General features: G+C 65.9%; 24 protein-coding genes. 9 read left to right on the forward strand and 15 right to left on the reverse strand.

Features of this window, described 5'->3' with window-relative positions:
* Nucleotides 1–162: 162 nt before the first annotated feature.
* The gene (locus tag F9929_RS18375; RefSeq protein ID WP_152048013.1) at nucleotides 163–2070 is read left to right on the forward strand and encodes a methyl-accepting chemotaxis protein; all 1908 of its coding nucleotides are present in this window, start codon (nucleotides 163–165) and stop codon (nucleotides 2068–2070) included.
* Between the two features lie 24 nt (nucleotides 2071–2094).
* Here the strand turns inward: F9929_RS18375 and F9929_RS18380 are convergent, their stop codons facing one another.
* The gene (locus F9929_RS18380; protein ID WP_152048014.1) at nucleotides 2095–3210 is read right to left on the reverse strand and encodes a TRAP transporter substrate-binding protein; all 1116 of its coding nucleotides are present in this window, start codon (nucleotides 3208–3210) and stop codon (nucleotides 2095–2097) included.
* A 260-nt stretch (nucleotides 3211–3470) separates the two neighbouring features.
* On the opposite strand from F9929_RS18380, the gene F9929_RS18385 reads away from it, so the two are divergent.
* A complete protein-coding gene (locus F9929_RS18385; RefSeq protein ID WP_152048015.1) occupies nucleotides 3471–4229 on the forward strand; it encodes a gamma-glutamyl-gamma-aminobutyrate hydrolase family protein in 759 nt (252 codons plus the stop codon).
* Here F9929_RS18385 and F9929_RS18390 read toward each other — a convergent pair.
* The 4 genes from F9929_RS18390 to F9929_RS18405 form a co-directional block, all read right to left on the reverse strand.
* On the reverse strand, nucleotides 4226–5302 hold the full coding sequence (locus F9929_RS18390; RefSeq protein WP_193227825.1) for a nickel/cobalt transporter: 1077 nt from the start codon (nucleotides 5300–5302) through the stop codon (nucleotides 4226–4228). The genes F9929_RS18385 and F9929_RS18390 overlap by 4 nt on opposite strands.
* Complete coding sequence (locus tag F9929_RS18395; protein ID WP_152048017.1) at nucleotides 5293–5961, reverse strand: DUF1007 family protein; 669 nt, start codon at nucleotides 5959–5961, stop codon at nucleotides 5293–5295. Before F9929_RS18395 ends, F9929_RS18390 begins: the two co-directional genes overlap by 10 nt.
* 70 nt (nucleotides 5962–6031) lie before the next feature.
* The gene (locus tag F9929_RS18400) at nucleotides 6032–6550 is read right to left on the reverse strand and encodes a L,D-transpeptidase (protein ID WP_152048018.1); all 519 of its coding nucleotides are present in this window, start codon (nucleotides 6548–6550) and stop codon (nucleotides 6032–6034) included.
* A 76-nt stretch (nucleotides 6551–6626) separates the two neighbouring features.
* The gene (locus F9929_RS18405) at nucleotides 6627–7562 is read right to left on the reverse strand and encodes a LysR family transcriptional regulator (RefSeq protein ID WP_235919417.1); all 936 of its coding nucleotides are present in this window, start codon (nucleotides 7560–7562) and stop codon (nucleotides 6627–6629) included.
* Nucleotides 7563–8108: 546 nt separating this feature from the next.
* Here F9929_RS18405 and odc2 point away from each other — a divergent pair.
* Nucleotides 8109–9242 carry an ornithine/lysine decarboxylase gene (odc2, locus tag F9929_RS18410; protein ID WP_152048019.1) on the forward strand — a complete coding sequence of 378 codons (1134 nt, stop codon included), beginning with the start codon at nucleotides 8109–8111 and terminating at the stop codon, nucleotides 9240–9242.
* Between the two features lie 90 nt (nucleotides 9243–9332).
* Entirely contained in the window at nucleotides 9333–9920 is a 588-nt protein-coding gene (locus F9929_RS18415) for a GNAT family N-acetyltransferase (protein WP_152048020.1), read from the forward strand.
* A 67-nt stretch (nucleotides 9921–9987) separates the two neighbouring features.
* On the opposite strand, the gene F9929_RS18420 is transcribed toward F9929_RS18415, so the two are convergent.
* Together F9929_RS18420 and F9929_RS18425 are read right to left on the reverse strand one after the other, a co-directional pair.
* On the reverse strand, nucleotides 9988–10965 hold the full coding sequence (locus tag F9929_RS18420; RefSeq protein WP_152048114.1) for a WD40 repeat domain-containing protein: 978 nt from the start codon (nucleotides 10963–10965) through the stop codon (nucleotides 9988–9990).
* Entirely contained in the window at nucleotides 10965–12116 is a 1152-nt protein-coding gene (locus F9929_RS18425) for a CobW family GTP-binding protein (protein WP_152048021.1), read from the reverse strand. The genes F9929_RS18420 and F9929_RS18425 overlap by 1 nt, the downstream gene beginning before the upstream one ends.
* A gap of 139 nt (nucleotides 12117–12255) precedes the next feature.
* On the opposite strand from F9929_RS18425, the gene F9929_RS18430 reads away from it, so the two are divergent.
* The 4 genes from F9929_RS18430 (at nucleotide 12256) to F9929_RS18445 (ending at nucleotide 15395) form a co-directional block, all read left to right on the forward strand.
* The gene (locus F9929_RS18430; protein ID WP_235919418.1) at nucleotides 12256–12735 is read left to right on the forward strand and encodes a MarR family winged helix-turn-helix transcriptional regulator; all 480 of its coding nucleotides are present in this window, start codon (nucleotides 12256–12258) and stop codon (nucleotides 12733–12735) included.
* 103 nt (nucleotides 12736–12838) lie between these two features.
* Nucleotides 12839–13858, forward strand: a complete 1020-nt coding sequence (locus tag F9929_RS18435; RefSeq protein ID WP_152048023.1) for a LacI family DNA-binding transcriptional regulator — start codon at nucleotides 12839–12841, stop codon at nucleotides 13856–13858.
* Nucleotides 13859–13872: 14 nt separating this feature from the next.
* Nucleotides 13873–14844 carry a 2-hydroxyacid dehydrogenase gene (locus tag F9929_RS18440; protein WP_407922257.1) on the forward strand — a complete coding sequence of 324 codons (972 nt, stop codon included), beginning with the start codon at nucleotides 13873–13875 and terminating at the stop codon, nucleotides 14842–14844.
* A gap of 95 nt (nucleotides 14845–14939) precedes the next feature.
* On the forward strand, nucleotides 14940–15395 hold the full coding sequence (locus tag F9929_RS18445) for a hypothetical protein (RefSeq protein ID WP_152048025.1): 456 nt from the start codon (nucleotides 14940–14942) through the stop codon (nucleotides 15393–15395).
* Nucleotides 15396–15411: 16 nt separating this feature from the next.
* Here F9929_RS18445 and F9929_RS18450 read toward each other — a convergent pair whose 3' ends face one another.
* The 5 genes from F9929_RS18450 to otsB form a co-directional block, all read right to left on the reverse strand.
* Entirely contained in the window at nucleotides 15412–16080 is a 669-nt protein-coding gene (locus tag F9929_RS18450) for a GNAT family N-acetyltransferase (protein WP_235919419.1), read from the reverse strand.
* Nucleotides 16077–16952, reverse strand: coding sequence for an alpha/beta hydrolase (locus F9929_RS18455; protein WP_152048026.1), 876 nt, complete (start codon nucleotides 16950–16952; stop codon nucleotides 16077–16079). The genes F9929_RS18450 and F9929_RS18455 overlap by 4 nt, the downstream gene beginning before the upstream one ends.
* Nucleotides 16952–17590, reverse strand: a complete 639-nt coding sequence (eda, locus tag F9929_RS18460; protein ID WP_152048116.1) for a bifunctional 4-hydroxy-2-oxoglutarate aldolase/2-dehydro-3-deoxy-phosphogluconate aldolase — start codon at nucleotides 17588–17590, stop codon at nucleotides 16952–16954. Before eda ends, F9929_RS18455 begins: the two co-directional genes overlap by 1 nt.
* 64 nt (nucleotides 17591–17654) lie before the next feature.
* Nucleotides 17655–19061, reverse strand: coding sequence for an alpha,alpha-trehalose-phosphate synthase (UDP-forming) (locus F9929_RS18465; RefSeq protein WP_152048027.1), 1407 nt, complete (start codon nucleotides 19059–19061; stop codon nucleotides 17655–17657).
* Between the two features lie 26 nt (nucleotides 19062–19087).
* Entirely contained in the window at nucleotides 19088–19810 is a 723-nt protein-coding gene (gene otsB, locus F9929_RS18470) for a trehalose-phosphatase (protein WP_152048028.1), read from the reverse strand.
* Nucleotides 19811–19917: 107 nt separating this feature from the next.
* Between otsB and F9929_RS18475 the strand changes: the two genes are divergently transcribed.
* Nucleotides 19918–20616, forward strand: coding sequence for an NlpC/P60 family protein (locus F9929_RS18475; RefSeq protein ID WP_152048029.1), 699 nt, complete (start codon nucleotides 19918–19920; stop codon nucleotides 20614–20616).
* Nucleotides 20617–20655: 39 nt separating this feature from the next.
* On the opposite strand, the gene F9929_RS18480 is transcribed toward F9929_RS18475, so the two are convergent.
* From F9929_RS18480 to F9929_RS18490, 3 genes are read right to left on the reverse strand one after another with little or no spacing between them, the layout of a single operon-like run.
* Nucleotides 20656–21687 carry an Hsp33 family molecular chaperone gene (locus F9929_RS18480; RefSeq protein WP_407922258.1) on the reverse strand — a complete coding sequence of 344 codons (1032 nt, stop codon included), beginning with the start codon at nucleotides 21685–21687 and terminating at the stop codon, nucleotides 20656–20658.
* Nucleotides 21684–22607, reverse strand: a complete 924-nt coding sequence (gene argF, locus F9929_RS18485) for an ornithine carbamoyltransferase (protein ID WP_152048031.1) — start codon at nucleotides 22605–22607, stop codon at nucleotides 21684–21686. Before argF ends, F9929_RS18480 begins: the two co-directional genes overlap by 4 nt.
* A gap of 5 nt (nucleotides 22608–22612) precedes the next feature.
* Complete coding sequence (locus F9929_RS18490; RefSeq protein ID WP_152048032.1) at nucleotides 22613–23824, reverse strand: aspartate aminotransferase family protein; 1212 nt, start codon at nucleotides 23822–23824, stop codon at nucleotides 22613–22615.
* Nucleotides 23825–24231 lie beyond the last annotated feature (407 nt).

The following is a 24231-nucleotide window of genomic DNA, read 5'->3' on the forward strand; positions in this document are numbered from 1 at the left end:
CCGCATTTACTTGCCCTCGGAAGTGCGAGGCTTGGACAGCGAAACGTCGGACGCCGGATTGGTTAGCAGGACAACCAACTGATATATAGACATTTTTTCATAATTATCCGGCCTTCTGGAGCGGTGAAGCGGAACGTCAATAGAGAAGAACCCGGTAAAACGATGACGACAAGGATCGGAAATATCCCCCTCCCCGCCAAGATCGTCGCACTGGCGCTGACCGGGCTATCGACCTTCGCCTTGCTCGTCGTCGTCATCGCCGGGATGGTGATGACGCAGGAAGCGGGCAAGGACGCCGCCAGCGAACAAGAAACGAACATGCGGATCGCGTGGCATGTCCTGAGCGGCTACGGGCAAGGCTTCCGGCGCGACGGCGAGACGCTTTATGCCGGTGAGCGCGCGTTGAACGGCTTCACCGAACCGGTCGATAAGATCAAGGAACTGGTGGGCGGCACGGCGACCGTGTTCATGGGCGACACGCGAATCACCACCAACGTCCAAAAGCCGGACGGCTCGCGCGCCGTCGGCACGAAGCTCGCCAAGGGCCCGGTGCAGGACGCGGTGCTCGGCGCCGGCCGAACCTATCGCGGCGAGGCCGAAATCCTCGGCACGCCCTTCTTCGTCGCCTACGATCCGATCAAGAACGCGGCGGGCGAAACGATCGGCGTGCTTTATGTCGGCATCCCCAAGGCCGAGTTCCTTCTGTCCGTGAACCGCTTGCGCATGGCGCTTTCGGTGATCTCTGTTGTGCTCGTCACCCTTGTCGGCGCTGCGCTGCTTTGGGCCACGGCCCGGATGCTCGCCCCGTTGAAACGCATGACGGCGATCGTCGGCGAGGTGGCCGATGGCCGAACCGATCTCGAAGTTCCCCAGAAGCATCGGGGCGACGAGATCGGCCGCATGGCCCGCGCCATCGAAAGTCTGCGCCATTCCATGATCGAGCAACAGAGCCTCCGGGCCGATAAGGCACGCCAGGCCAGCGATCAGGAAGCGCAGCGCGACCGGCAGACGGCGATCGAACACGCCAAGGCGGAAGACCTGCGCGCCTTCGTCCATGGCGTCGAGGCCGGCTTCGAAAGGCTTGCCGCCGGCGACCTCACGGTCCGCATGGATAGCGCTGTCGCGGCGGAGTTCGAGCCGATCCGCCAGATCTTCAACACGTCCGTCGGCCAATTGGAGACCGCGATCGGCTCCGTCGTCGGTTCGATCTCATCGATCAGGGTCGGCCTCGAAGAGATCACGATCGCCGCAAGTGACCTGTCGCAGCGCACCGAGCAGCAGGCCGCGAGCCTTGAGGAAACCGTCGCCGCCCTGTCCGAAGTGACGCGCGGCGTGAACCACACGGCGCAGGCCGCCGACGACGTGCGCGCCGCCGCGACGCTCGCCCAGACCGAGGCCGAACGCGGCGGCACCGTGGTCGGCAAGGCTGTCGCGGCGATGAGCGAGATCGAGCGATCTTCGGCCGAGATCGGCAAGATCATCGGCGTCATCGACGAGATCGCGTTCCAAACGAACCTCCTCGCCCTGAATGCGGGCGTGGAAGCCGCCCGTGCCGGCGAGGCGGGTCGCGGCTTCGCGGTGGTGGCGCAGGAAGTGCGGGGCCTCGCGCAACGCTCGGCGGAAGCCGCCAAGGAGATCAAGACCCTGATCTCGGCGTCCTCGGTACAGGTCGGGACGGGCGTCGAACTCGTTTCCGCTTCCGGCCGTGCCTTGACCGGCATCGTGGAACAGGTGGGCGGTGTCGCGGCAGCCATCGCGGAGATCGCGGCCGGCGCCCGCGAACATGCCGTGAGCTTGCGCGAAGTCTCCACGGCCGCCGACCAGATGGACAAGGTCACGCAGCAGAACGCGGCGATGGTGGAGGAAACGACCGCCGCCGCGCAGTCGCTGTCCGGCGAAACCGAGCAGCTCGCGCGAACCACGGAAGTCTTCCGCATCTCCGCCGCGCCCGGCGTTCAAGCCCCGGCGTCACCGGCCCGGCGCACGGCACGCACAGCGCCCGCTCCCGTCAGGCAGATGCGCCAAACGGCGCAGGCGAAACCTGAAACGGCGGACTGGGCCGAGTTCTGAGCGTGTTGGAGGCTCGGCGGCGCCTCAGCGCCCGCCAAGCGCGCCTTCGCGCTGCTTGATCATCATGAAGGTGTCGAACGTGTATTCGGGCACCTGCTGATAAAGGTAGGTCTCGGCCCGGAAGGCCATCATGGAATCGTAGATTTTCTTGAAGGCGGCATTCTTGCCGTTGATCTCGCCATAGACCTGATTGGCGGCATCGAAGGAGGCGTTGAGGACATCCTGCGGAAAGGGACGCAACTGCGCGCCCGCCGCGACGAGCCGCTTCAACGCCGCCGGATTCTTGAGATCGTATTTCGCCAGCATTTCCAGCGTCACCGCGCGCGAAGCGGTGGCGAGAATGCTGCGGTAAGCGGCCGGCAGTTTCTCGTGCTCGGCCTTGTTGACGAAGAAGCAGAGCGACAGACTGCCCTCCCACCAGCCCGGATAGTAGTAGAAGGGCGCGACCTTCACGAAGCCGAGCTTCTCGTCGTCATAGGGGCCGATCCACTCGGCCGCGTCGACGGTGGCGTGCTCCAGCGCCTGATAGATTTCCCCGCCCGCGATCTGCTGGGGCGCGGCGCCGAGCTTGGCGAGAACCTGTCCGGCAAGGCCGGCGACGCGGATCTTCAGCCCTTTCAGGTCCTGCACGGCGTTGATTTCGCGCCGGAACCAGCCGCCCATCTGCGTGCCGGTATTGCCGCCCGGCAGATAATGCAGCCCCTGCGTCGCGAAGAATTCGTTGAGGAGGTCGAGCCCCCCGCCCGCATGAAGCCAAGCATTCAGGGCGCGCGCGTTGAGGCCGAAGGGCACGGCCGCGCCGAGCGCCCAGGTCGGGTCCTTGGCGACCGAATAGTAGGACGCCGTATGGCACATCTCGACGGTGCCGCCCGAAACGGCGTCGGCGGTTTGAAGGCCGGGCACGATCTCGCCGGCCGGGAAGGTCTGGATCTCGAACGCCCCGTCACTCGCCTCGCGGACATAGCGCGCGACATCCTCCGCCGCGCCATAGATCGCGTCGAGGGACTTTGGGAAGGACGAGGCACAGCGCCATCGGACCTTCGGCGCGCTTTGCGCCAAGGCCGGCGCGGCGAGCGCGGAAACGCCCGCCACCCCCAACGCGCCGGACGCTCCACCCCGAATGAAACGACGACGGTTCATCAACCCTCGATTTCCTTATCCGCGAGATCTGACGACGAGCGGCAAATCCGCCGACCCGCGCTGGACGCGCCGAATCGGCACCTTAGCCCTGCATCGAAGGATAACCGTGCTTTTTGAAGGCGGAGGCAGGCATAGCCGCCGACAAGAGGCGGGTAAAGCCCGGCGAAAGGCGCGCGCCATCGAGGCGGCCCCACCCTGCCGCGACCGTTGACGGCGACCATCAGGCGTGGTGCTTCTCGCGCCGTTCAAAGGAGAAGGCCATGCCGCTCGACGCTCCGCTCGTCGCCGTTCCCGCCGATGTCCGCGACTTCGGCAATTACAGCTGGCATGCGAGCCCCGACACCTATCTGAAGGCGGCGCTTCGCGTCGGCGGGGTCGTGCCCCTGATCGTGCCGGCTCTCGCCGAAGAGTTCGACGTGGCGTCCATCCTCGCCCGCGTCGACGGCGTTCTCGTCACGGGTTCCGCCTCCAACGTTCACCCGTCGCGCTACGGCGTCGAGCCGTCCCCCGCCCACGAGCCCTTCGACACCGATCGCGACCGGCTGACGGACGCCCTGATGCGCGGCGCGATCGAGATGGGTGTGCCGCTTCTGGCGATCTGCCGGGGGCTGCAGGAACTCAACGTCGTGCATGGCGGCTCGCTCGCCACCGAGATCCAGGAGCAGGATGGTCGGATGGACCACCGCGCCCCGGAACATCCCGAACAGGACGGACGCTTCGCGATCCGGCAGGACGTTTCGGTTTCCGGGCAAACGCTCTCTGGCATTGTCGGCGAAACGGCGATCCGCGTGAACTCCCTTCACCGCCAGGCCATCGACCGTCTGGGGGCAGGCCTCAGCGTCGAAGCCACTGCGCCGGACGGAACCGTGGAGGCCATCTCGGTGGATGGCGCGAAGGGCTTCGCCCTCGGCGTGCAATGGCACCCGGAATATTTCGCGACGAGCGACGCGCCCTCTGCCGCGATCTTCCGCGCCTTCGGCGACGAATGCCGAAAATATGCGAAGAACCGGCAGGCTTAAGCCAGAGCGCCGCCCAGAAGAAGCAGGCCGAGAAGAAGCACGAACGACGCGCCGGTGATCTCCAGCGCGTCGATCACGAGCCGCGAGCGCCCGCCGGCACGCCCGAGGCGCAAGGCGACGCCCTTGGCGAGCACCGTCAGCGCCGCGATGGCGGATACGGTCAGCGCGGTGCCGAAGGCGACGGCGAAGACGGATGCGACGCCCGCCCAGGCAAGGCCGTTCACCAGCGCGAAGGCCATCACGCTGACCGCGCCCCAGCAGGGCCGGATGCCGATGGCCAGAACCGCCGATACGGCGCCGGAAAAGGACAGGCGCTCGCCGGACAAGCGCGAAGGATCGGCGATGTGGGGCCGGCCGCAGCCGCAATCGTCCTCGTCGCTGGATTCGCAGACGTCCGCCGCGAAGGCCCCGGAAGCGGGCCGCATGATCGGCATGGCCGGCGCGCTTCCCGGCGCGGCGAAAGCCAGCGCGCTGCCGGCGAAACCGTCATTGCGCCCGAACAAGGCCTTCATCCGCACCCGTCGCGGCCGCCGCGCGATCTGAACGACTTTACGCGAGAGAAGCCAGCCGCCGAAGGCCGCGACGAGCGCGAAGGAGCCGACCTCCAGCCATTGCGACACGTCGGTCATCGACACGCCCGAACCGCGCAGGACGAACCACCCGGCACAGGCGACGCCGAGCGCCACGAAGGCCTGAAGCAGAGACGAGGCGAAGGACAGGAGGATGCCGCGCCGAAGCTGCACCTTGTCGGCCAGAAGATAGGAGGAAATCACCGCCTTGCCGTGGCCGGGGCCGGCCGCGTGGAAGACGCCATAGGCGAAGGACATGCCGACGAGCAGCGTCGCGCCGCCGGTGCCCGACTTCAAGCCCACCAGCGACTTGTTCAGCGCCATCAGGAATTCACGCTGCCAGGCGTTGATCTGAAGAAACATGCCGGCGAACGGACCGGTCGGCATCCCGCCCGACTCGGCCGTGCCGATGCCGAGCGAGGAGCGCGCGAGAGCGGGCTCGGCGACCGTCAGAACGGAGACGAGCGCCGCGAAGGCGAGGAGGTGGAAAGGCTTCAGCCGCATTTGATCGACGCCTTCGTGGCCAGCACCTGCGCAAATTTCGCGCCGTCTTCCGGCACTTCGCCATCGGCGGGAATGGAGGCGATGGACGCCATCCATTGCTGCGCCGCCTCGTCCTCGTCCGGCACGGTGACCTCCTTCGTGCAAGCGGCAGGCAGGCCGATGAGCTGGAAGCCGTCGTCGGCGAACTCGAAGGCGGTGAAGAATGTCTCGTCGAAATTGGCGACGCTGATTGGCGTGGATTTCAGGTCTACCGGCTCGGCGGGTTTCATCTCGAAGAAGATCAGAAGCTGGCCGTCCTGGTAGAGCGCGCGAATCTCCTCCGGCGGCTGCATCTTCACCTGCCCGCCGTCCGCCTTCTGCACGAAGGTGTAGAAGGAATATTCGGCGATCGATTCCTTCACCGTGTCGGCGACCGCCTGCAACTCGTCGTCATCGAGATTGGAGTTCTTGTTCTTGTCGTAGTCGAGAACCACGGAGGTCGAGAACATCTCGTCCATCCGCCAGATGTTGCGCACCGCCTGAAGCGTGCCGTCGCTATTGCCGACGATCTCCATGCGCGCGTCCGCGAAGACATGCGGATGGGCATTCGCGATGCTTGTTGCGAGCGCGATGACGCCAAGCGCGATGACGGGACGCGCCAGATGCTTCAACAATGCCATTTCCCCGATCGCCGGCCCCTCGACGCGCGGAGCTGTCGCGCACAAGCATGGCCGAAATCGGGAAGGGTGGCTACTCTTCGACCACCACCTGCGCGCCGACATTGACGCGCTCGAAGAGATCGAGAACGTCGGCGTTGCGCATGCGGAAGCAGCCGGCCGAAGCGGCGCTGCCGATGGAATTGGGCGAATTGGTGCCGTGGATGCGATACATGCCCCAGCCGAGATTCATCGCTCTGACGCCGAGCGGGTTCTTCGGGCCAGGCCCCACCGATTGCGGCAGTTCCGGCTTCTTGGCGCGCATGTCGGGCGTCGGAATCCAGATCGGGTCGAGGCGTTTCTTCGACACCCAGCTTTTGCCGAACCATTGCTCTTCCGGCCGCCCGACGGCAATGTCGTAGCGCAAGGCCGTCGCCGGCCCGGTGACGAGGTATAGCCGGCGCTCGCTCGTGCGGATCACGATGGTTCCGGGCTCGAAGCGCTCGTCGATCGTGGTTTCCTTAGAACGCGCGCGAGACGGCGTGGCGGCCTCCGCGCCGCCCGGCAGGAGAAGCCCCAGAAGGCCGACGCCCAGAACCGCCCAGTGCCGCATGGTCCACTCCTCGCATTCCCGTGTTCCGAACCGAAAAGTCCCGACGGCCGGAGCCGCGAATTGTCCGCGATACTGGTTAGCGATTCGTGAGTTCTGCTTCACTCTCCACCGCATCGCAGGAATTGCGACGGAACCAGGCGGCCAGATAGTCCACCAGCAGCCGGACGCGCGTCGGCAGATGGCGGCGATGCGGGAAAACGGCATAGATGCCGGCATCCTGCGGCAGGAACTCGTCGAGAACGCTGGCGAGCCGGCCGGAGCGCAGATCCTCGCGCACCACGAATTCGGGGATCAAACCGAAGCCGAGCCCGGCGCGAACGGCGGCCCGAACCGTCACCGGGCTGTTGGCCGTGAACTGTCCTGATACAGCGACGGCGAGCGGCGCACCGCTTCGCGGATCGCGAAACGCCCAGTTCGAGAACATGCGCGAATTGGAATCGATTACGGCGGGAAGCGCCGCCAGATCCTGCGGATGAGCCGGGCTCCCGAGCCGCGCCAGCGCGTCGGGACTGACGCAAAGGCGAAGGGTCAGGTCCGCCAGCCGGCGGGCGATCATCGCCGAATCGGCAAGCCGCGTCATGCGGATGGCGACATCGAAGCCTTCGTTCAGAAGGTCCACGAAGTTGTCGTCGAGATGGATGTCGAGCGAGATGTTCGGGTGGTCGACGGCGAAATCCACGAGGCAGCGGCCAAGCTCGGCATCGCCGAAGGTGCGCGCCGCGCTGACCCGGATGCGCCCCTTCGCCTCGCCGGTCGCTTCGCGGGCTTCCTCGTTCAGGTTGTCGAGTTCGGCGAGCACGGCGGACGCGCGCGAGAAATAAACCTCCCCCGCCGCCGTCAGCGCGATCTGGCGCGTCGTGCGGTTGACGAGGAGAACGCCGAGTTCGTCCTCCAGTTCGCGCACATATTTGGAAAGAAGCGCCTTGGAGCGGCCGGTCTTGCGCGCCGCCGCCGAGAAGCCCTCGTTCTCGACCACGGCGATGAAAGCGCGCATTCGGGTGAGCGTGTCCACGACGTCTCCGAGGTTGGCGAAGGGAGCGAAACTGTGCCGAAGCTTGCCGATTGTTGCGCGGACGGAACAGTGCCTTTTCTCCATCCGACGCTGGGCGGCAAAAATCAACGGAAAGGCTTTTTACCTGTTGTTTGTGACGGTCGCCCCGCATATATCGCCGCTTGCCCAAAGTCGCACGAGCCTGTGGGCGTCCCCCGATCCTCAAATGCGAGGGCAATCGGGCCGGTCCTGGAGATCGCCTCCAGTCGACCTCGCAGCCAATGCGAAGTCGAGGACGCCTTAAAGCAACGACGGTGCGGGCTTTTTTGGTCTCTCCCGGTCTCCAAAGCCGGGAATTCTGAAGAGGCACACCTTCCTTGCCCAAGTGCGGCGGGTTCAAGCCCTCCACGCCAAGGCAGACAACCTGAACGGCGACGCGCATTCCCTTGCGTGAAGCCACCAAGTCGTCGCGGTATGACGCATGAATTCGCGCGCGCCCTTTCGGCGCCAAGCGAAGGCACGCGGCTGTCCGCACCCTTTTGAACGCCGATTCCAAGGATCGACGCCATGGCCACGCAGCGCATCATCGACTTCCTCGCCACCCGCCGTCCCGCAGGCCCCTGCCTCGTGGTGGACCTCGACGTGGTCGAGGCGAACTTCAACGCCTTCCGGCGCGCCCTGCCGGATTCCTTGATCTACTACGCCGTGAAGGCCAACCCGGCCCCCGAGATCCTGCGCCTCCTCGCCTCGCTCGGCTCGTCCTTCGACTGCGCGTCGGTGGCCGAGATCGAGATGGCGATGGATGCCGGCGCGACCGCGTCCCGCATTTCCTACGGCAACACGATCAAGAAGGAGCGCGACGTCGCCCGCGCCTTCGAGCTCGGCGTGTCGCTCTTCGCCGTGGACTGCGTGGAAGAAGTCGAGAAGGTCGCCCGCGCCGCTCCCGGCGCCCGCGTGTTCTGCCGCGTCCTGACCGACGGCAAGGGCGCCGAATGGCCCTTGTCGCGCAAGTTCGGCTGCGTGCCGGCCATGGCGATCGACGTTCTGGCCCATGCCGAAACGCTCGGCCTGAAGGCGACCGGCGTGTCCTTCCATGTCGGCTCGCAGCAGTGCAACGTCGATGCGTGGGATAGCGCCGTCGCCGACGCCGCCTTCGTGTTCGACGCCTTGGCCGATCGCGGCATCCAGCTCACCCTCGTCAACATGGGCGGCGGTTTTCCGACCCGTTACCTGAAGGACGTGCCCTCGGCTGCCGAATACGGCCGCTCGATCTTCGAAGCGCTGCGACGCCATTTCGGCAACCGCATCCCCGAGACGATCATCGAGCCGGGCCGCGGCATGGTCGGCGACGCGGGCGTCATCAAGGCCGAGGTCGTGCTCGTGTCGAAGAAGTCGGCGGCGGACGAAAACCGCTGGGTGTTCCTCGACATCGGCAAGTTCGGCGGTCTCGCCGAAACCATGGACGAGGCCATCCGCTACCCGATCGTGACGGAGCGCGACGCGGACGCCAAGAGCCTCTGCGTTCTCGCCGGCCCGACCTGCGATTCGGCCGACGTCCTTTACGAGAAGAAGCCCTACCCGCTTCCCGTGTCGCTGACGGTGGGCGACGAGATCCTGATCGAGGGCACCGGAGCCTACACGACGACCTATTCGGCCGTCGCCTTCAACGGCTTCGAACCGCTCAGAGCCTACGTGATCTGACCCGACGCTCCGGCGCCGGGCCTTTCGCCTGCGCCGGAGCTCGACTGCCGGCGCATCCTTCTTCGGCTCCCATTTCGGGGTTGAATTTCCATGCTCGCGGAAGCTCTTCTTCTTTCCGGCCCCGTGCCGGTTTCTTCGCTCGTCTCCATCATGGAGGAAACGCCCTCGGACATGCCCGCACGCGAGGCTCTTCTCGATGCGGCGATGGGTCCGATGCGCCGTCGCAAGTCGTCGGAAGCGATCCGCCGCGATCGCCTGCCGGCGCAGGGCCTCGCCTTCGTCGCCAAGGACGAGAACGGGACGCTGGTCGGAACGGTGCGGCTGTGGAGCGTCGCGGCCGGTGACGACGATCGGCCGGCTCTGCTGCTCGGACCGCTCGCCGTCGCCAAGGGCTCGGAAGGGCTCGGCCTCGGCACCCGCCTCATGCGCCGCGCGATCGCGGAAGCCGCTTGGCGCGGCCACCGGGCGGTGCTGCTCGTCGGCGACCCCGATTATTACGAGCGCTTCGGCTTCTCGGCGGCGAAGGCTTCCGGCCTCGCGATGCCGGGTCCCTTCGAACGCCACCGGATGCTCGGCCTGGAACTTGCCGACAATACGTTGAAAGGTGCGAGCGGGATGATCCGCCCCACCGGCCGGCTCATCGATGCGGTCGAGGAAAACGCGGCTCTCGTCGCCTGAGGCGGCAGACCCACCTATCAAGCCACGATGTCAGGCGAGGCCCTCGATTCTAGAGGGCCTCGTTGTTCTAACCAGCCAGATCCACGAGACCGGCTTCGCCTTCTTCCGTGCCGAAGGCGAGGCGTCGGCCCGCCCGGTCCCAGGCCATGGTGGTCACCGCGCTCGTCCCTTCCCGTCTCAGCACCGCTTCGCGGGAGTCGGAGAAGCGCACGGCGAGGATCATGCCGTCGACATAGCCGATCGCGACCATGTCTTCATCGGGATGGCAGGCCACGGCCGTGACCATGGAATTGCCGCGCGTGCCGAGTTCCAACGGCGCCTTGTTCATCGGGCCGTCCTTGCCGGAAAAGGGCCAGAGGATCGCGGCCGGGGCGCCGGAAGTCGCGAGGAAACGCCCTTTGGCCGACCAGGACCAGCTCTTCACCTTGCCCGGATAGCCGGTCATGCGCATGTGCTTGCCGTCGTCGAGACGCCAGCCGTGCAGCGCGTTTTCCTGCATCCGGGTGACGAGGAAGCGCCCGTCCGGCGAGAAGGCGATGCCGATATGCGCGCCCTTCCATTCGAGCTGTGTCGGCGGGCTTTCCGTGCCGGCGAAGAACAAGGACGCGCCGTCGTAGCGCGCCACGGCGAGGCGCAGGCCCTTCGGCGCGAAGGCGAGATCCTCGGCCGTGCGCGGCAGATCGATCTCCCGCGTCTTGCTGTCGGTCGTGCGCACGTAAGCCTTGCGGCCCGTGGAAAAGCCGACCGCGCCGTTCGGGCCGGCGCAAACGGTGTCGATCCATTTGCGGCCGGCACTGCCGACTTCCTGGCTCAGATCGGGCGAAGAGGTCGCAACCACCCGCCCGTCCTCGCCGCCCGTCAGCAGTCGGTCGCCACCCGCGTCGAAGAACGTGGCTGTGATGCCGCCGCCATGCGCTTCCACCACGCGCTCGCCGCCGGCGGGAAAGCGCAAGGTGCCGTCGGCCAGCGCGAAGACCGGCTCATCCTTCAGAAAGGCGGCTTCCTGAACGAAGCCGCCGAAAGCATACGGCGCGACCGAGGGCATCAGGCCGTGGCCGGCTGCTTTGCGAGACAAGCGAGGAAACCGGCTTCCAGAGCCTTCGCGTCCAGTTCGCGGCCGATGAAGACGAGACGGCTTTCGCGCTTCTCGTCGGCACGCCAGGGCCGCTGATGATCGCCTTCGATGATCATGTGGACGCCCTGCACCACGTAGCGGTCCGGGTCGTCGGCGAAGGCGATGATCCCTTTCAGGCGCAGGATGTTCGGCCCCTGCTCCTGCGTGATCTTCTGAATCCACGGGAACAGCTTGCGCTGGTCCATCTCGCCGGCGCGCAGCGACACCGAATTCACCGTCACGTCGTGGATGGGCGCGAAATGCTCGTGCGCGGGATCGTGGTCGTGCCCGCCATGATCGTGATGAGCGTGGTCGTGACCATGGTGGTGATCGTGATGATCGTGGCCGTGGCCGTGGCCGTGATGGTCGTGGTCGCAGTCCGGCCCGCAGACATGGTCGTCATGCGCGGCTTCGGCTTCCTGGATGAAGTTCGGGTCCTCGTCCAGAACGCGCTTCAGGTCGAACGCGCCCTGCCCCAGAACGCGGTCGAGGGCGATGGCGGCGCGCTCGGTGCGGTGAATCACGGCATGGGGGTTGATCGCGCGGATCGTCGCCTCGACGCGCCCGAGTTCTTCCGGCGTCACGAGGTCGGTCTTGTTGAGGAGAACCACGTCGGCAAAGGCGATCTGGTCCTCTGCCTCCTTGGAATCCTTCAAGCGAAGCGGCAGGTGCTTGGCGTCCACCAGCGCGACCACGGCGTCGAGCCGGGTCTTGGCGCGCACGTCCTCGTCCATGAAGAAGGTCTGCGCCACGGGGACCGGATCGGCGAGGCCGGTGGTTTCCACCACGATGGCGTCGAACCGGCCGCGCCGTTTCGTCAGCCCTTCCACGACGCGCACGAGATCGCCGCGCACCGTGCAGCAAACGCAGCCATTGTTCATCTCGTAGATTTCCTCGTCGGATTCCACGATCAGATCGTTGTCGATGCCGATCTCGCCGAACTCGTTGACGATCACGGCGTAGCGGCGACCATGGTCCTCCGAAAGGATGCGGTTCAATAGCGTCGTCTTGCCCGAGCCGAGATAGCCGGTGAGGACGGTGACGGGGATCTGTTCTTTCGCCTGCGCGAGCGTATCGGACATCGGATCTCTCCTTGACGTGCCGGGCATATAGGCCGGTCTTGGCCGGATTGCACGGGGCTTGTCGACCTCGCCGGCGCGGTAGACAAGCCGGCTACGCTTCTTCATTCTGCCGCGACCGGAACTGGAGCCGCGAACCGACATGACGGGCCGAAAGAAAAAGACCTCGGTCCTCGCGCAACTCTTTCTGGCGGCGCGGGCGGGAAGAACGGCCCTTTCCGCAAGGCTCGCCGAACAGGATCTTTATCCCGGACAGGACGCGGTGCTTCTGGCTCTCGACGACGATGCCGGGATTTCGCTCCGCGACCTCGCCACCCGCCTCGCGGTGCGCCCGCCCACCATCACCAAGACCATGGCGCGGCTCTCGGCGCAGGGGCTGATCGAGAAGCGCCCTTCCCCCGACGATGCGCGCCAGAGCCATGCCTTCCTGACCGGAAAGGGCGAGGCGCTGGTGGGCGAGGTCAAGGCGGCACAGAAGGCGGTGGAACAAGCGGCCTTCGCCGGCTTTTCGGGCCGCGAACGCAAGAGGCTGCGCAAGCTCCTGAAACGGATCGACGCCAATTTCGGAGCCCCACCGGCCGAGATCGAGGAGGAAAAGGACGTGCCCCACGAAGTTCCTTGAGCCGAGGCACCAGTTTTCGCCTGTCTTGTGCTTTCCGTTGCGACCGGCATTTGCGATACACGATCCATGAATCAGGCATCCCAACAGCGGCCGGACTGACGGTTTGGCGCAGAAGGTCAAGCTTTCCACCATCGCCGAGGCTCTTGGCCTGTCCACGGCCACGGTGTCGCTGGCATTGCGCGACAGTCCGCTCGTCGCGGAGGTGACGCGCGAGCGCATCAAGGCGGAAGCCATCGCCTCGGGCTATATCTACAACCGCCGCGCGGCGAGCCTCAGGACCTCGAAATCCGGTATCGTCGGGGTTTGCGTCCACGACATCATGAATCCCTTCTTCGGGGAAATCCTGATCGCCATCGAGCGAGAGCTCGACCGCAACCGGCAGACCTTCATTCTCTGCAACCATTACGACGACCTGTCGAAGCAGCGCTCCTTCATCGACACGATGCTCCAGCTCGGTGCCGACGGACTGATTCTCTCGCCCGCCATCGGTACGCCGGCTTCCGATCTGGAACTTGCCGAATCCAACGAGCTTCCCGTGGTGTTGATCGCGCGCACCGTGGAAGGCTGGGATGCCGGCAGCTTCCGGGGCGACGATTCGGTGGGCATGGCCATGGCCGTCCGCCATCTGATCGGCGAGGGTCACAAGCGCATCGCCTTTATCGGCGGCACCGAACTGACCTCCACCGGGCGCCTGCGCGAAGCCGGGTATCTGCGCGCGCTGGAAGAGGCCGGCATCGAGTTCCGCCCCGAATGGCGCATCGCCGGCCCGCGCTCCCGCCATTCCGGCTTCGACGCCGCGCCCAAATTCCTCGCCATCGATGAGCGGCCGACGGCCGTCTGCTGCTTTTCCGATCTGGTGGCGCTCGGCCTGATGTACGGCCTGTCGCGCGCAGGGCTGCGCCCCGGCATCGACATCGCCGTGACGGGCTACGACGACATCGACGAGGCGGCGATCGCCACCCCGCCCCTCACCACCGTCGCCAACGGCCAGAAGGAAGTCGGACGACGCGCGGCGAGCGCCCTTCTCGCCCGGCTCGGCGGCAGCGCCTTCGCCACGAGCGAAGAACTCATCTCACCCGAATTGAAGGTGCGACTTTCCTCCGCCTTCGACTGGTCCGCCTGAAGGATGCAGCCATGATCGACCTGAAATCCGTCGCCGTTCTGGTCACGCGCGACTTCAACCCGGATACGCTGGCCGAACTTCAGGAAACTTTCGATGTCCTATCCAGCATCGGGCAGCCGATCGATGCGCTGAGCCGAGAAGAGCGTGCGCGGGTACGCGGCGCCGCCGTCGCAGGCCGTTTCACCGCCGCGAACATGGATGCCCTGCCCAATCTCGAGATCATCGCCCATTTCGGCGTCGGCTACGACGGCGTGGATGCGGGCGCGGCGGCGGAACGCGGCATCATGGTGACCAACACCCCCGACGTCCTCACAGAAGAAGTCGCCGACACCGCGCTCGGCCTTCTCATCAACACCGTGCGCGAACTCTCCGCCTCCGAAGTCCATCTGCGCCAAGGCCGTTGGCCGGAGCGCCCTTACCGCCTGACGCCCTTGACGTTGCGCGGGCGGCGGGTCGGCATCCTCGGGCTCGGCCGCATCGGGCTCGCCATCGCCAAGCGCGTGGAAGCCTTCGGCTTGACGATCGCCTATCACAACCGCTCGCAGCGCAGCGACGTTTCCTATGAATATCACCCGGACCTGAAGAGCCTCGCGAGCGCGGTGGATACGCTGATCGTGGCCGCACCCGGCGGCGAGAGCACGATCGGTGCCGTGAATGCCGAGGTGCTGAAGGCGCTCGGGCCCGACGGCGTTCTCATCAATATCGGTCGCGGAACGGTGGTGGACGAGACGGCGCTGATCGCCGCCCTCAAGGACGGCACGATCGCGGCGGCAGGCCTCGATGTCTTCGAGCGCGAGCCGCATGTGCCGCAGGAACTGATCGACCTGCCGAACGCGGTGCTGCTGCCCCATGTCGCGTCCGCCTCGCGCGGAACGCGGCGCGCCATGGGACGGGTGGTGATCGACAACCTCACCGCCTGGTTCGACGGCAAGCCGCCGGTGACGCCGGTCACCGAAACCGCCGGGGTCGCCAACCCGAACGCCTGAAGATCCCGTTTCCTGCCGGGAAGGTTTCGGTAAGTTCTGGTTAACCTTTCGTTCGTAATGTTCCGACTTGGTCAGGCGATCGAAGGATTTTGGTCATGAAGTTTGCCGCGATCACGATCGGCGTGGGAATTGTCGGCGTGTTGCTGGCGTCGAGCCTGCAAGGGCGCGCCACCATCGCCGGAACGGGCGTGAACAGCGAGATGGTGGTGATCGACCCGGAGATCACGGGCAGCGTCGCGCCGCTGCAGGCCGCGGGGGACAAGAACCCGAACGGCGCGGTGCGTCTCATCGACCTGAAGACCGGGGCGTCCTGCAAGACCGTGATGCCGCCCGAAGACGGCGCCATGTCGTCGGCGCCGCTCGGGCCGGACTGCGCCAAGTCGCCGAGCCTCGCCCGGATCGCTTATTGGGGCTCCACGCCGAGCGGCACCCTGGTGATGGCGGATGCCGGCGGCCATAAGGTTCTGGAATTCGCGCCGGGCGACGGCGTGATGTTCGAAAGCGTCTACCCGCCGAACGAGCTGATCACCATCGTTCCCGCCAAGAGCTGACGGGAACGCCCCTTCGTCAGCGGAAGGATTCGAGAGACCGGATCTGCCTGCCGTCGCCGTCGAAGTTCTCCGGCGACAGCCACGCCTCGAAGGCCGCCTTCAACGCCGGCCAGTCCCCGTCGGTCACCGAGAACCAAGCCGTGTCGCGGTTCTCGCCCTTCGTCACCATGTGTTGGCGAAACAAGCCCTCGTAGCTGAAACCGAGCCGCGCAGCCGTGCGCTTCGACGGCTCGTTGCGGGAATTGCACTTCCACTCGTAGCGCCGATAGCCGAGTTCGTCGAACGTGCGGCGCATCATGAGATATTGCATCTCCGTGGTCGCCGGGGTCCGCTGAAGCGAGGGCGACAGGGCGATGTGCCCGATCTCCATTACGCCGTCCGCCGGCACGATGCGCATCAGCGCAGCGACGCCCGCCGCACGTCCGGTTTCCTTCGGCACGACCGCGTGGAACTTAGGGTCATCAGTGAAATAGAACCCTTCCGCGAAGCGTCGGAAGTCTTGCGCGTCGCCGAACGGCCCGTAGGCGAGCCAGCGCCACATATCGCCGTTGTCGGCTGCGAAGGCTTCGAAGAGCTCGTCGAAGCGCCGGTCGTCCACGATCGGTTCGACGGTGACGAAGCGCCCTTCCATCGGGGTGTCGTCGGGGCGCGGACGCGCCGTCCATTGCGAAAGATCGGTGTTCAAGAACGTACCCTCACGAACTGGATGACCCTGTCGCGCACCGACCGCTCGCCGACCGGCAGCGCCGTGGCCAGACCGCTCAGCACCGAGATATGGTCCGCGCCGGGTAGGATGTCGGTTTCGACCGGGCTGCCGGCTTCCCGCAAGCGCTTGGCGAGCGACAGCGTGTTCTTCGGATCGACCGTCCGGTCGGCGCTTCCCGCCAGAAGCAGAGCCGGCGGCTCGACGCCGTTCACGAAGTTGACCGGCTGGCTGTCCTTCCGCGTTTGCGGCGGGAAGATGCGCTTGTAGCGCTCTTCCTTCAACGGCAGGAAATCGTAAGGGCCGGCGAGGCCGATCAGGCCCGACAACCTCTTCGGCGACATGCCGGCCGCTTTGAGATAGCGCTCGTCCAAAGCCAGAAGCGCGGCGATCTCGCCACCGGCCGAATGCCCCATCAGGAAAAGCGGATGCCGGCCTGCGGGAAACCCTTGCGTGCCCTTCTTCGCGGCCTCGTCCACGAAGGCCACGGCCTCGGCCGCGTCCTTCACGAAATCGGGGAAGCACACTTCCGGGTAAACGCGATAGTCCGGCACCGCCACGGCGATGCCGGCGCTCGCCAGGGATTGGCCGACGAAGCGGTAGATGCTTTTCGAGCCCGAGTCCCAGGCGCCGCCATAGATAAAGACGACCACGGGCGTTCGCGGTCCCATCTCGGCCGGCAGATAAAGATCGAGCGTTCCGCGTTTTCCGGGCGCGTAGCGGATGTCGCGCTGAAGCTCGTAGCCGCTGCGGCTCGTCACCGCATTCAGGAAATCGGCGCCGGCATTGCAACCGGCGACAAGCGGGGCGGCGAGCGCCAGAAGGGAAAGAAGAGCCGCCCGCGCCAGCCGCATCAGGCGGTCAGGGCAGCGGCCTCGGCGGCCAGACGCGTCACCTCGTCGAAACGACCGGCCGAGACGGTGTCCTTCGGCGCGACCCAGGAGCCGCCGACGCAGACGACGTTCGGCAAAGCGAGATAATCGCGGACATTGGCCATGGAGATGCCACCCGTCGGACAGAAGGTGATGTTCTGGAAGACCGGCGCCAGGGACTTGAGATAGGGCACGCCGCCGAGCTGCTCGGCGGGAAAGAACTTCAGGACCTCGTAGCCTTCCTCGATCATCGCCATCAACTCGCTCGGGGTCGCGGCGCCCGGCAGAAGCGGCGCGGGCGAGCCCTTCGCAGCGTCCAGCACTTCCATTGTCGCGCCGGGGGAAACGACGAACTTTGCGCCCGCTTCCTCGGCATCGTCGAACTGCTTCGGCGTCAGGATCGTCCCGGCCCCGACCACGATCTCTGGCACCTCGGCGGCGACCGCACGGATGGCTTCGAGCGCCGCCGAGGTGCGCAGCGTGATCTCGATGGCTTTGAGGCCCCCCGCGACGAGCGCACGCGAAAGGTTCACGGCTTCGGAAGCGGAGGCGACCGCCACGACCGGCATCACCGGCTGCGCCTGCAGCACCTTCAAAAGCGTCGTCTTGTCCTGCGGCATGGTCATCCGTGTGTCCCCTTCGACCCGACTTCGCGCAACGCTCTAGGCCTGCATCGAGCCGCCGTCAAACGCCCTTCCCGCTTGGTGCCGAACCGCTCTTTTCCAAGGCTTCGATGAAGTTGCGACACCACACTGCGGCCGTGTTGGCGAAGACCTTGTCGCGCATCGCGCGCCACCGTTCCTGCCGCTCTTCCAGGGGCATGGCGAGCGCTCGCTCGAGCGCGGCGGCGACGTCGTCGGTGGCGAACGGATTGACGATCAGCGCCTCGGCGAGTTCGGCCCGCGCGCCGGCAAAACGCGACAGGATCAGGACACCGGGATCGGCTTCGTCCTGCGCGGCGATGAACTCCTTGGCGACGAGGTTCATGCCGTCGCGAAGCGGCGTCACCATGCACACGCGCGCGGCGCGATAGATGCCGGCAAGCGCGCGGCGGCTGAGGCCCGTCGTCATGATATGGACCGGCGTCCATTCCAGCGAAGCGAAGCGTCCGTTGATGCGCCCGACGAGCCCTTCGAACTCGCCGCGCAGATCGACATATTCCTCGACCTCCGAACGGGACAAAGGTGCGACCTGCATGAACTGCACCTTGCCGATGCGGTCGGGATAATCTTCCAGAAGGCGCTCGAAGCCGGTGAAACGCTCGATGATGCCCTTGGAATAATCGAGACGGTCGACGCCGACGATGGGCAGCGACCCGCCGATGCTGTTGCGCAGCATCGCGGCATTCTCCTCCGCCTCGTCGGAGGCGGCGAACTCGGCGAAGCTTTCGGCGTCGATGCCGATCGGAAAGACCTTGGCCTGGATGTGGCGATCGCCCACCCGCACGTAGTCGTCGGGCTCCTTGTGCCCGTGAAGCTCGTGCTTGCAGAAGTTGGCAAAGTTGCGCCGGTCGTTCTGCGTCTGGAAGCCGACGAGATCATAGGCCAGCATCGCATGGACCATGTCGTTGGCGGCGGGCAGCGCCGCGAACATTTCCGGCGGCGAAAAGGGGATGTGGAGAAAGAAGCCGAGCCGGCCCCGGAAGCCGAGCTTGCGCAACTCGTCGCCGAGAAAGAAGAAATGGTAGTCGTGGACCCAGACCAGATCCTCGTCGGAGATATGCTCCATCAAACGGCGGGCGAACTCGCGATTGACGTCGCGATACATCCGCTCGCTTTCGCGGTCGAAGCGCACGAGATCAAGCCTGTAATGCAGGAGCGGCCACAAGGAACGGTTGGCGTAGCCGAGATAGAAGCCGGCGACCTGGGGCTCCGTCATGTCGATGGTCACGAGACTGACATCGCCTTCGACCTCGGTCTTCGCCTCGCTCGTCGTGCCGGCCTCCGAAGTTTCGCCGCTCCAGCCGAACCACAACCCGCCACGACGGCGAAGCGCGTCCGCGAGACCGACGGCAAGCCCCCCCGCCTTTCCCTCGTCACTGAGCGGTCCGACGCGGTTCGAGACGACAACGAGGCGGGATTCCCTCTCCATCGGTGTGTTCCCTTCCTTTTCCTGCATCAGGCCGTGCCCAGCCAGCCGTGGACGGCGGCGACATCCCTCAAGCGAAACTCCGCCGCGCTCGGTGCCTGACCGACCTTGATAGAGAGACCTCCGGCCTCGCGCACCCATGTCAACGCAAATTCGTCGGTGGTGTCGTCCCCGAGGTAAACGGGCATCCTTTCGGCGAAAGGAGCTTGCGCCATCAGGTCGGCGACCGCCCGCCCCTTATCCATGCCGGCCGGATGCACTTCCACGATCGCCTGCCCCTTCATCACCAGGAGATCGCCGCGCCCCGCGACAGCCTTCGCCATCGCCGCCGAGGCGACTTCTTCGAGGTCCGGCGCGGTGCGGTAATGGAGAACGAGCGCCGTCCCCTTGTCTTCCAAGATCAGACGAGGATGGAGGGCGACCGCCGCCACGAGTTCCTGGCGGACATCCGTCAATGTTTCCGGGCCGGCGAGGAGCCGCGTGGGCGCTTCCGGCGCAGCACGGCGCTCCAACCCGTGGACACCGGCCGCCGCGAAGCGAAGAGGCGACAGGAAGCGGTCGAGATCGACCACACGCCGACCGCTGACGATGGCAAGCGCGCCGCCAAGTTCCGCGGAAAGCTCCACGAGCCGGGCCAAAGCCGGCTTCTCGATCGCGACGGCCGCAGGATCGTCCGCGAACGCGACGAGCGTGCCGTCGAAGTCGAGAAACAGGGCATGGCGGTCTGTGTCGAGGGCAGGAGGTGCTGTCATGGTCGCAAAGCAGATAGGCGAGGCACGACACGGGCCCACCCCCTTCCCCCGCTTATCCCCGCTTCCATGCGCCTCACTATGCTCACCCATCGACAAGGAGGGCGCGCATGGGCACGGTGATCGCAATTCAGAAACGGCTCGCCGAACTCGGGCTCGATCCGGGGCCGGTGGACGGCGTTCGCGGGCGTTTGACGATCCGCGCGATCAGGGAGTTCCAGCAGAGACACGGTCTCTCAGCGGATGGCCTGATCGGGCCGGCGACGCTTGGGCTGCTGTTTGGAGGCAAGGGCTCAGCGCCGTCAAAGACCGATCTGCCCTGGTACGAGGAAGCCCGTCGGCTGATGGGCACAAAGGAGATCGAAGGGCGGAACAGCAATCCGAGGATTCTGGACTGGGCCGCCCCTTTGAACCTCGATTACCGCAGCGACGACATTCCGTGGTGCGGCCTCTTCGTTGCGCATTGCATCGCGGCCACCCTGCCGGACGAGCCCCTGCCGAACGGCCCTTTGAGCGCGCGCAACTGGCGCCGGTTCGGCCGCGCCTGCGAGCCGACGATGGGCGCGGTTCTGGTGTTCTGGCGCACCAACAGGCTGCGAAGCCCGAACGGCCATGTCGGCTTCTATGCGGGCGAGGACGAGGCCAGCTTCTACGTGCTCGGCGGCAATCAGTCCGACAGCGTCAGCATCGCGAGGCTGAAAAAGGATCGGATACTGGACGTGCGCTTCCCCGCGACCGTCCCCTTCGGCGAGAAGCGGACCGTCAGGTTCACGCCCTCGACCGATCCGTTCTCCACCAACGAGGCCTGACGGATCGGAACCGGGAGGCGACTCCACGCCTCCCGTTGTTCAGCGTTCGAACTCTTCCGGTGCGAAGCTGTAATGCGTCGAGCAGAACTCGCAGGTCACATCGATCTGGCCATTCTCGACGGAGTCCTGGATTTCCTCGGCCGTGAAGTTCGACAGGACCTCCTTGATCCGCTCGCGCGAGCAGGTGCAGTCGTCCAGCATCCGCGTCGCCTCGAAAACACGAACGCCGCGCTCGTGGAACAAGCGGAACAGCAGCCGCTCGACGCCGACCTCCGGGTCGGTCAGTTCGGACGGATGCACGGTTCCGACGAGCGACTTCACCTCCGTCCAGGCGTCGTCCTCGCCAAGATCGAGAGCAGCATCCTCGGAGCCTTCCGGCGCATCACCGCCCGGCAGGTCCGGCTGGCGCATGCGGTCGGGGGCTTCGGGCAGGAACTGCGCGATGACGCCGCCGGCGCGCCAGCCCTGGCTGAAGCCGCCGCCTTCCGCCCGCCTACGGATCGTCGCCACCGCCAGGCGCACCGTGGTCGGGATCTGCTCGGACTGGCGGAAATAGCCTTCCGCGACCGCTTCCAGGCTCGTGCCGTTCAGTTCCACGATGCCCTGATAGCGCTGGGTATGCTCGCCCTGGTCGACGGTCAGCGCCAGGATGCCGTTGCCCAGAAGCTCGGCGGAGGACGTCTTCCCCTCCCCCCGCGCCGTGGCCAGACGCTCGGCATCGAAGCGCGCATAGGCGCGCACGCTGGACGGCACCGTCAGGTCCACCACCAGAAGATCGACGGGGCCGTTCGTCTGCGTTTGCGCGATGAACTTGCCGTTGAACTTCAGCGACGAGCCGAGCAGCGTCGTCAGAACGATCATCTCGGCCAGAAGCGATGCGACCTCGGGCGGATAGTCGTGCCGCGCCAGGATGGTGTCGAGCATCGGGCCGAGCTGCACGGCGCGGCCGCGCGAGTCGAGCCCTTCCACGGTGAAGGGCACCACCGCGTCGTCGCCCGCAAAACCGAACTCGCCGAGATGATGGGGAGAGCCTGCGCCCTCGAATGCTTCGGATTCTGTCATGCCGCTTATGTAGTTGCGCCGAAGCACCATGCCAGGATGGACTTCTGGGCGTGGAGGCGGTTCTCGGCCTCGTCGAACACCACCGATTGCGGCCCGTCGATGACCTCGTCCGTCACTTCCTCCCCGCGATGGGCGGGAAGGCAGTGCATGAAAAGGGCGTCGGGCTTGGCATGGGCCATCAGGCGCTCGTTCACCTGATATGGCGCGAAGACGTTGTGGCCGCGCGCCACGTGTTCCTTGCCCATCGAAATCCAGGTGTCGGTGACGACGCAATCGGCGCCCGCGACGGCCTCGACCGGGTCGAGCGTGGTGAGGATCGAGCCCCCTTCCCCGCGCGCCCTGGCGATGCGCCCGGCATCGGCTTCCGAGCCTTCCGGCGTCGCGATGCGCAAGGAGAAGCCGAAGCGGCTCGTCGCCTCGATAAAGGAGTTGAGGACGTTGTTGCCGTCGCCGACCCAGGCGAAGGTGCGGCCCTTCACGGGCCCGCGCTTTTCCTCGAAGGTCATGATGTCCGCCATGATCTGGCAGGGGTGGGTGTCGTCGGTGAGGCCGTTGATGACGGGCACGGTGGCGAACTCCGCCATTTCCGTCAGGCGGTCGTGCGCCGTGGTGCGGATCATGATGGCGTCTACGAAGCGCGACAGGACGCGGGCCGTGTCGGCGATGGTCTCCGCACGGCCGAGCTGCATTTCGGAGCCCGACAGAAACAGGGTCTCGCCACCGAGCTGACGCATGGCGACATCGAAGGACACGCGGGTGCGGGTCGAGGGCTTGTCGAAGATCATCGCCAACATGCGGCCGGCGAGCGGCTTGTCGCCGGCGCGGCCGAGGCCCTTGCGGCGCGCGGCATCGCTGAGAATGCCGGTGAGGTCGGCTGCAGGCAGCGCGGAGATGTCGAGGAAATGCCTCGGAAGATCGTTTTGAACCATCGGACTCAGCCCGCCTTGGCGGTGTTGGATGCGGACATGGCGGCAACGGCGGCTTCCAGCCGCTCCATTCCCTCGCGCACTTCGTCGGCCGTGATCACGAGAGGCGGCAGTAGGCGCACGACGTTGTCGCCCGCCGGAACGCCGAGAATGCCGTGACGGCGCATTTCCGCGATCAGCGCACCGTTCGGCACGACGGCCTTCACGCCGAGAAGCAGACCTTCGCCACGAATCTCGGACACGACATCCGGATAGCGGTCGAGAACGCTCGCCAGCGCCTGCTTGATTTGAAGCGAGCGGTCGCGCACGTTCTCCAGGAAGCCTTCTTCCAGAACGACATCGAGAACCGCGTTGCCGACCGCCATGGCCAGCGGATTGCCGCCATAGGTCGTGCCGTGCGAGCCGACCGTCATGCCGGACGCGGCTTCCGCCGTCGCAAGGCAGACGCCGAGCGGAAAGCCGCCGCCGATGCCCTTGGCGACCGCCATGATGTCCGGCCGGATTTCCGACCATTCATGCGCGAAAAGACGGCCCGACCGGCCCGTGCCGGACTGCACCTCGTCGAGCACGAGAAGGATGCCCTCGCGGTCGCAGATCTCGCGCAGGCGGCGCATCATTTCGCGCGGCACGACACGGATGCCGCCCTCGCCCTGGATCGGCTCGATCAGAAGCGCGGCCGTTTCCGGCTTGATGGCGGCGTTCAGCGCCTCCCAATCACCGAACGGCACTTGATCGAAACCTTCGACCTTGGGGCCGAAGCCTTCCAGATATTTCGGCTGCCCGCCCGCTGCGATGGTCGCCAGCGTGCGCCCGTGAAAGGCACCGTCGAAGGTGACGATGCGGAACCGCTCGGGGTTGCCCTTGGCGTAATGATAGCGGCGCGCGGTCTTGATCGCGCATTCCAGCGCTTCGGCGCCGGAATTGGTGAAGAAGGCCTTGTCGGCGAAAGTCGCCGCCGTCAGCCGCTCGCCGAGCCTCTGCTGTCCCGGAATCTCGTAGAGGTTGGAAACGTGCCAGAGCTTCTCGGCCTGGCTTTTAAGGGCTTCCACCAGATGCGGGTGGCCGTGGCCGAGCGAGGACACCGCGACGCCGCCGGCGAAATCCATGTATCGGCGCCCGTCCTCCGCCACCAACCAGACACCCTCGCCTCGCTCGAAACGCACATCTGCCCGAGCGTAGGTTCCGTAGAGAGGCGACGAGGTTTCGGAGGCCGCGGACATTGCAAGACTCACATCGAGGATAAGCGGACATGAAGGCGCCGACGGCGAATGCCGAACGCCTTCGGGTGGAGCGCCGGCACCGGAAACACCAAAAGCCTGCCATCGGGCAGGCTGGAGTCACGGCCGGATATCGCATTCGCACGGGCAGTGTGCGCCGCACGCGCGCTCGTCTATACAACGCGCGAGCTTCGTATTGTCAACGCGAAGCCGCGCGAACACTTCGCGCCACGTTGCAAAACCAGCGTCGTTCGAACCCGCAAGGCGAGCGACAAGCTGGGGAAAAGCCGATTTGGTGCCTTTCGCGAACCTTGTCTGCTCTTGTCACAGAGTCCAGCGATGGGCTAGATTTCTTTATATACTAGATTTCGTGCGGCGGACCCTGGTACAGCAATAGATTTAGTAGCCCT

Origin of the sequence: Aureimonas psammosilenae, from assembly GCF_009176975.1 — a bacterium.
In the GTDB taxonomy this organism is placed as follows: Bacteria; Pseudomonadota; Alphaproteobacteria; order Rhizobiales; family Rhizobiaceae; genus Plantimonas; species Plantimonas psammosilenae.

Excerpts from the sequence above, each read along its gene's own strand:
- otsB (WP_152048028.1), bottom strand. The coding sequence starts at position 19,810 with ATGACAGCACCTCCTGCCCTCGACACAGACCGCCATGCCCTGTTTCTC.
- F9929_RS18375 (WP_152048013.1), top strand. The coding sequence starts at position 163 with ATGACGACAAGGATCGGAAATATCCCCCTCCCCGCCAAGATCGTCGCA.
- argF (WP_152048031.1), bottom strand. The coding sequence starts at position 22,607 with ATGGTTCAAAACGATCTTCCGAGGCATTTCCTCGACATCTCCGCGCTG.
- F9929_RS18385 (WP_152048015.1), top strand. The coding sequence starts at position 3,471 with ATGCCGCTCGACGCTCCGCTCGTCGCCGTTCCCGCCGATGTCCGCGAC.
- F9929_RS18390 (WP_193227825.1), bottom strand. The coding sequence starts at position 5,302 with ATGCGGCTGAAGCCTTTCCACCTCCTCGCCTTCGCGGCGCTCGTCTCC.
- F9929_RS18395 (WP_152048017.1), bottom strand. The coding sequence starts at position 5,961 with ATGGCATTGTTGAAGCATCTGGCGCGTCCCGTCATCGCGCTTGGCGTC.
- F9929_RS18475 (WP_152048029.1), top strand. The coding sequence starts at position 19,918 with ATGGGCACGGTGATCGCAATTCAGAAACGGCTCGCCGAACTCGGGCTC.
- F9929_RS18425 (WP_152048021.1), bottom strand. The coding sequence starts at position 12,116 with ATGTCCGATACGCTCGCGCAGGCGAAAGAACAGATCCCCGTCACCGTC.
- F9929_RS18445 (WP_152048025.1), top strand. The coding sequence starts at position 14,940 with ATGAAGTTTGCCGCGATCACGATCGGCGTGGGAATTGTCGGCGTGTTG.
- F9929_RS18455 (WP_152048026.1), bottom strand. The coding sequence starts at position 16,952 with ATGCGGCTGGCGCGGGCGGCTCTTCTTTCCCTTCTGGCGCTCGCCGCC.
- odc2 (WP_152048019.1), top strand. The coding sequence starts at position 8,109 with ATGGCCACGCAGCGCATCATCGACTTCCTCGCCACCCGCCGTCCCGCA.
- F9929_RS18465 (WP_152048027.1), bottom strand. The coding sequence starts at position 19,061 with ATGGAGAGGGAATCCCGCCTCGTTGTCGTCTCGAACCGCGTCGGACCG.
- F9929_RS18380 (WP_152048014.1), bottom strand. The coding sequence starts at position 3,210 with ATGAACCGTCGTCGTTTCATTCGGGGTGGAGCGTCCGGCGCGTTGGGG.
- eda (WP_152048116.1), bottom strand. The coding sequence starts at position 17,590 with ATGCCGCAGGACAAGACGACGCTTTTGAAGGTGCTGCAGGCGCAGCCG.
- F9929_RS18490 (WP_152048032.1), bottom strand. The coding sequence starts at position 23,824 with ATGTCCGCGGCCTCCGAAACCTCGTCGCCTCTCTACGGAACCTACGCT.
- F9929_RS18430 (WP_235919418.1), top strand. The coding sequence starts at position 12,256 with ATGACGGGCCGAAAGAAAAAGACCTCGGTCCTCGCGCAACTCTTTCTG.
- F9929_RS18415 (WP_152048020.1), top strand. The coding sequence starts at position 9,333 with ATGCTCGCGGAAGCTCTTCTTCTTTCCGGCCCCGTGCCGGTTTCTTCG.
- F9929_RS18420 (WP_152048114.1), bottom strand. The coding sequence starts at position 10,965 with ATGCCCTCGGTCGCGCCGTATGCTTTCGGCGGCTTCGTTCAGGAAGCC.
- F9929_RS18400 (WP_152048018.1), bottom strand. The coding sequence starts at position 6,550 with ATGCGGCACTGGGCGGTTCTGGGCGTCGGCCTTCTGGGGCTTCTCCTG.